The organism is Limnobacter sp. (assembly GCF_964228395.1).
Taxonomy (GTDB): domain Bacteria; phylum Pseudomonadota; class Gammaproteobacteria; order Burkholderiales; family Burkholderiaceae_B; genus Limnobacter.
This window is the reverse complement of sequence record NZ_CAXQZX010000102.1, coordinates 1-4848: the sequence shown is the minus strand read 5'-3', so window position 1 is coordinate 4848 and position 4848 is coordinate 1. Positions and strand designations below refer to the sequence as shown.

Genomic DNA, 4848 nt, shown 5'->3' with positions numbered 1-4848 from the left:
TGATTGGTCTTGCGCAAACCCAACATGGCGCCCCACGTGTGCGTTTGCTGGCACTGCTGATTGTCATCACCCTGGTGTTCCGCATGCTTGACATTTGGATTCAAACCCCCATGAATGCGATCTGGTATGTCAGCACCTTGTGGTTTGAGCAAAACCGCATTGGCTTATTGCTGGCCATGGCCGTGGCAGTGGCTGTGGCTTGGCTTCCTCTGCCCGCCCATGGCATGGCGCAACTGGGCCTGGCGCACTTGCTGGGCGGCTGGTTAATTACCCTGCTGTTACCCGGCGTACACGACCCCGAACTCAGCGTACAAGGCGGCGGCATCAGCACGCTGTTCAGAACCCTTCAAGAAGCAGGCCGATGGGTGAGCGAACTTTGGCCCATCCTTGCCCTGACGGTTTTGGGGTTTTTGAGCCGGCCCGAACGCCGATTTAAGCGATAATACAAGGGAGTTACAGCAGCCCAGCGAGCCACGCCCCGCCATGACCTACTTCAAGCAGCACGTGTTTTTTTGCACCAACCAGCGCGACAACAACGAAAACTGTTGCGCCAATTGCCATGCAGGCGCTGCACATGCGCATGCCAAACAGCGCATCAAAGCACTGGGCTTAAATGGCGAAGGCAAAATCCGGATGAACAAAGCGGGTTGCCTGGACCGTTGTGATGAAGGCCCGGTGCTGGTGGTGTATCCCGAAGGGGTGTGGTACACCTATGTGGACATCAGCGACGTGGACGAAATCATCGATAGCCACCTGATTGGCGGACAAATTGTGGAGCGACTTCGCTTGCCATGAACCCCAAAACCCAGCATGCCTTGTGGCAAGGCCCTGCAGGCGACATTGAAGTATCCATCGACCACCCCAGTGACACCGCTGTGGGGCTGGCCGTGATTGCTCACCCACATCCACTGTTTGGTGGAACCAAAGACAACAAAGTGGTCCAAACACTGGCAAGAGCGTTTCTTCAGTTGGGCCACATCGCCGTTCGATTCAATTTTCGAGGTGTAGGAAAATCGGCCGGCCAACACGACCATGGCCAAGGCGAAGCCAGCGACATGGCTTGGCTGGTTGAACAAGCGCACCGCGAATTGCTCGATCCCTCACTGGCCAAACAGCCCGTGGCGCTGGCGGGGTTTTCTTTTGGTGCGTTTGTTACCAGCCATGTGGCCACGCGCCTGCGGGAGCAATTGCCCCTGGGCAAAATGGTGCTGGTGGGCACGGCAGCCAGTCGTTTTGAAGTGGCCCCGGTGCCAGAAGACACGCTTGTGATTCATGGCGAGGTGGACGACACAGTGCCACTTCAATCGGTGCTGGATTGGGCAAGGCCGCAAGACCTGCCTGTGATGGTCATGCCGGGAGTGGAGCATTTTTTCCATGGCAAGTTGCCTCAACTGAAAGCCATGGTTGTGCGTTACTACCCAAGCTGACGCCTCTTCACCGATGCATTGTTAACCTTTTTATTTTTTTCAGGAGTCTTTACTTGTTTACCACCGGTTTTTCCCGCATTCGCCGAACCTTGGGCCAATGGACCATTGCACTGGGCTTGGGCTTGTGTGCCCAGCATGTTGCGCAAGCGGCCGTGATGCCTCCCGCTCCCGAGATTGGAGCCAAAGGCTATGTGCTGATGGACCTGACCACGGGGCAAACACTGGCCGACTTCAACAGCACCGAGCGCCTGGAGCCCGCATCGCTGACCAAGCTGATGACTGCTTACATGGCCTTTGCAGCGCTGGAAGCCAAGCAAATTAAAGCGGACCAGCAAGTGCCGGTGTCCACTTATGCCTGGAAAGCAGAAGGCTCAAGAATGTTTATTGAGCCGAACAAGCCCGTGACTGTTGAAGAACTGCTGTACGGGGTGATTGTGCAATCGGGCAACGACGCCAGCCGTGCCATTGCTGAGTTGCTGGCCGGCGACGAAGCCAACTTTGCCAACCTGATGAACCAACAAGCCAAGCGGCTGGGATTGAACAACACCAACTTCCGCAATTCCACTGGCCTGCCTGATCCACAGCATTACACCACCGCCAAAGACCTCGCCATTTTGGCGGCCGCCATTATTCGAGACTTCCCCGAGTATTACGCCAAAATGTACTCAACCAAAGAGTACACCTACAACGGCATTCGCCAACCCAACCGCAATCGCTTGCTGTGGGTAGACTCCTCTGTGGATGGCATGAAAACCGGACACACAGCGGCTGCGGGTTACTGCCTGGTGAGCTCTGCGCAACGCAAACTACCCAATGGCGTAGAGCGCCGGCTGCTTGCCGTGGTGCTTGGCACCACATCGGACCAGGCCCGCACCCAGGAAAGTCTGAAGCTGCTGAACTACGGTTACCAAATGTTTGAAACCGTAAAGCTGTATGGTGCCAACCAAGCCGTGAGCGAAAGTGCGGTGTTTAAAGGTCAGGCCAAGTCGGTGAAGCTGGGCTCCACCAAAGACATTCTGATCAACGTGCCACGCGGCACCGCCAAGCAGTTGAAAGCAAGCGTAGAAAAAAAGGACACCCTGATTGCGCCCATTAAAGCGGGCACAAAATTGGGCACACTCAAGCTGACTCTGGAAGGCGAGAGCATGGGTGAGGTGCCACTGGTGGCGCTAAGCAACATTGAAGAGGCGGGCTTGTTTGGTCGCCTGGTGGATTCGGCCAAGCTTTGGTTTGAAGAGTAAAAACAGTATGAACAAGCCTGAGGCCGACAAAAAAAGCCTGATTGAATTTCCCTGCCACTTCCCCATCAAGGTGATGGGGAAGAATGTGCCGGAATTTGCCCAGGTGATCAGCGACTTGCTGGTGAGCATGAACCCCGGGTTTCAACCTGCTGGCATTGAAATGCGCCCAAGCAGCAAAGGCAATTACTTGAGCCTAACCTGCAAAGTGCGGGTAGAAAACCAAGACCAACTGGATGACATTTACCGCGCCCTTAGCGGGCACGAGTTGGTTTCGGTGGTGCTTTGAAGTGCAGCGGGGGCGCCGAGCCCCCACGCACTACACGCCGTATCGAGCGCGGTATTCTTTGACCTTCTCGTACCAGCCCGCCAAGCGCACATTGGCGGCCTGGCGTGTTAACAAATAACGCAACAGGTCTTGCAGGTTGGCAATCGCAATCACCGGAATGCCGTAGTGTTGCTCCACCTCTTGCACCGCGCTGTGCTCAGTGTCTTGACCATCGCGCACCCCTTTTTCCATGCGGTCTAGCGCGATGAGCACTGCGGCGGGCTCGGCACCCTGCGCACGAATAATTTCTACCGATTCGCGCACCGATGTGCCTGCAGAAATCACATCGTCCACAATCACCACACGCCCTTCCAAAGGCGCGCCCACCAACATGCCACCCTCGCCGTGGTCTTTGGCTTCTTTGCGGTTAAACGCATAAGGCACATCGCGCCCCTGTCGCGCCATCTCGATGGCAATGCCCGACACCAATGGAATGCCTTTGTAAGCGGGACCAAACAGCATGTCAAACTCGATTCCACGCTCAGCGGTTTTTTCAAGCAGCGTTTGTGCGTAGAATTCACTGAGCTTGTGCAGCGAAGACCCTGTGTTGAACAAACCTGCATTAAAAAAATAAGGCGACATGCGACCAGCCTTGGTTTTGAACTCGCCGAAACGCAAGACCTGTTTTTCCACAGCGAACTGCAAAAACTGGTCTGACAACACCCGCAAGTTTTGATTTGAATCGACCACGATCAGTCCCTAAGCATCTGAATTTAAACAATGACCCGCATTATCTCAGCAAATCTGAACGGAATACGTTCTGCGCACACAAAAGGATTTTTCAACTGGATGGGCCAAACGGACGCCGACGTGGTGTGCGTTCAAGAAATCAAGGCCCAACTCGATGACCTGCAAGCCGAGCACACGCACCCGAGTGGCTACACGGGCTACTTCATGGCCGCCGAGAAAAAGGGCTACAGCGGCGTGGGCCTGTATTCCAAAACCGAGCCCCTGGCGGTGACGTATGGTTTGAACAATCCGGAATTTGACGCTGAGGGGCGCATGATCACGGCCGAGTTCGAACACATGATTGTGGCGTCGATTTACTTTCCATCGGGCAGCAGCTCCGAGGACCGGCAAGCAGCGAAGTTTCGCTTTTTGGACCACTTTGCCGAGGTCTTTGACGCCATGGAATCCAAAAGCAAACCCGTGGTGTTGTGCGGAGACTGGAACATTGCCCACCAGGAAATCGACCTGAAAAACTGGAAAGGCAACCTGAAAAACTCGGGTTTTTTGCCCGAGGAACGCCAATGGATCGGCGATGTGATTCAAAAGCGCGGCTGGGTGGACACCTACCGGGCACTTTACCCCGACGAAACCGACGGCTGTTACACCTGGTGGAGCAACCGGGGCCAGGCCTATGCAAAAAACGTAGGGTGGCGGATTGACTACCAAATGGCCAGTGCGAACCTAAAAGACAAAGTGTTGGCAGCCAGCGTGTACAAGGGCGAGAAGTTTTCTGACCATGCGCCTTTGATTGTGGATTACGATCACCCGCTGTGAAGAGCCAGGCGGCATCCGGTGATGGTTCGCTTGTTCTCTGAAGCAAGCAGGTCCATGCCCCTTTGCGACGGCCAATCTGTATTTCCCTCCCTGAGCCTCGCCTGAACTGAGGCCCGCCCTCCAAAACAGAGGTCGGGTCGGACCTCTGCCCCCTTGGGGGACACCGTTCATTCTTGGCACGGTCGGGCAGATTGTCCTGAAGGTCGCTGCAGGGGCAATGGCCCCTGCTGGCTTCTGGGCAAGCGAAGGCGGCTCAGGTGGCATGCGAGCATGGCTTTGCTGCAGCGTGTGCGTGGACTTCGGCTACGCGAATCACCGGCGTGGCCAAGCGCAGCGCCGGGGCTGGGGTGGC

The 4848-nt window shown here is 55.8% G+C and carries 7 protein-coding genes; 6 read left to right on the top strand and 1 reads right to left on the bottom strand.

Annotated elements, in window-relative coordinates:
• The 5 genes from ACEQU8_RS08575 to ACEQU8_RS08555 all read left to right on the top strand — a co-directional run.
• Nucleotides 1-443 (top strand): hypothetical protein (locus ACEQU8_RS08575; protein ID WP_370262951.1); only part of this gene is annotated, 443 nt, incomplete at its 5' end.
• Nucleotides 444-483: 40 nt separating this feature from the next.
• Nucleotides 484-795 (top strand): ferredoxin, encoded by a 312-nt coding sequence (locus ACEQU8_RS08570; RefSeq protein ID WP_370262950.1) that lies wholly within the window; start codon nt 484-486, stop codon nt 793-795.
• Nucleotides 792-1427, top strand: a complete 636-nt coding sequence (locus ACEQU8_RS08565) for an alpha/beta hydrolase (RefSeq protein WP_370262949.1) — start codon at nt 792-794, stop codon at nt 1425-1427. Before ACEQU8_RS08570 ends, ACEQU8_RS08565 begins: the two co-directional genes overlap by 4 nt.
• A 53-nt stretch (nt 1428-1480) precedes the next feature.
• On the top strand, nt 1481-2668 hold the full coding sequence (locus ACEQU8_RS08560; RefSeq protein ID WP_370262947.1) for a D-alanyl-D-alanine carboxypeptidase family protein: 1188 nt from the start codon (nt 1481-1483) through the stop codon (nt 2666-2668).
• A gap of 7 nt (nt 2669-2675) precedes the next feature.
• On the top strand, nt 2676-2954 hold the full coding sequence (locus ACEQU8_RS08555) for a YbeD family protein (protein WP_370262946.1): 279 nt from the start codon (nt 2676-2678) through the stop codon (nt 2952-2954).
• A 30-nt stretch (nt 2955-2984) separates the two neighbouring features.
• On the opposite strand, the gene pyrE is transcribed toward ACEQU8_RS08555, so the two are convergent.
• Nucleotides 2985-3689 carry an orotate phosphoribosyltransferase gene (gene pyrE, locus ACEQU8_RS08550; protein ID WP_370262952.1) on the bottom strand — a complete coding sequence of 235 codons (705 nt, stop codon included), beginning with the start codon at nt 3687-3689 and terminating at the stop codon, nt 2985-2987.
• 24 nt (nt 3690-3713) lie between these two features.
• Between pyrE and ACEQU8_RS08545 the strand changes: the two genes are divergently transcribed.
• On the top strand, nt 3714-4496 hold the full coding sequence (locus ACEQU8_RS08545; protein ID WP_370262945.1) for an exodeoxyribonuclease III: 783 nt from the start codon (nt 3714-3716) through the stop codon (nt 4494-4496).
• The last annotated feature ends 352 nt before the right edge of the window (nt 4497-4848 follow it).